Here is a 1,037-nt window from a genome sequence, read left to right on the forward strand (position 1 = left end):
TCTCCAATCTCGACGCATTCGACATCATCAGCCGCACGGCCAGGATCAACGCCGACGTGCACGCCGTGAAGCTGGGCATCAGCACCGGATACGGCAGCCATGACGTCGCCACGGGCCAATTTTCCGCCCTGCCCCCGGACGGTTCGGATGTTCCCGCAGTGGCGCTGGACTCCACGGCCCTTGGCGGCATGTATGCCGAGCGCATCATCCTTGTGGGCAATGAGAAGGGCGTGGGCGTGAATCTGGAAGGCGTCACCCACGCCACCGATGAGCTGGTCCTGACCGCCGATGGCAGGATACGCATCAAGGGGCGTGTTTCCTCGGACAATGATGTCCGGGTTGCCTCGACCGCTGACAGCGTGGAAATTTCCGGTTCGCTTGCGGCAGCGAAAATTGCGGAGGTTACGGCTTTAAAGGATTTGGTGCTCAAGTCGGAAGCAGGCACGCAGGCCTTGCTGTATGCAGATGATGCGCGGGTTTCTTCCGAGTCGCTGCACAATGTTGACGGCAGGATCGAGTCCGGCACGAATCTGGCCGTTGCAACGCGTTCCGGCATCACGAATGCGGGAAGCATCGTTTCCGGGGGCAACGCCGTTTTGAACGCGGGCGGCGTCGTTGGCAACACGGGGCAGATGCAGGCCAGGGGTAGCCTCGACGTCGAGGGCGCGCATGTCCTGAATTCGGGCCGGATGTTTTCCATCGAGGCGGTCAGGATTCATTCCGCGGGGGACATCGTCAATGCCGGCGGCGAGATTTCATCCAAAAAATCAAGCAGTCTGGAGGCCACGGGAAATATCTCAAACACCGGGGCCATCCGGACCGAAGGGCTGGCGAGCATCCGCGCAGGCAGCCTGAGCAACGAGGGCGGCCGCATCGAGGCCACGGATGCCATGACCCTAGGCGTAGCGGGGCACATGGCAAATTCGGGCACTATCGGCACGGAGCGGGGTGCATTCATCAGCGCAGGCAGCCTGAGTAATGAGGGCGGCCGCATCCTGTCCCAGGGCGATCTGGATTTTGCGGTGGCGGGTGGTTTG

The 1,037-nt window shown here is 62.0% G+C and carries 1 pseudogene; it reads left to right on the forward strand.

The window, feature by feature from the left end:
* Positions 1 to 1,037, forward strand: a pseudogene (locus BMZ24_RS19345) (hypothetical protein); the annotation flags it as partial.

It is taken from the genome of Desulfomicrobium norvegicum (assembly GCF_900114595.1).
Classification (GTDB): Bacteria; Desulfobacterota; Desulfovibrionia; order Desulfovibrionales; family Desulfomicrobiaceae; genus Desulfomicrobium; species Desulfomicrobium macestii.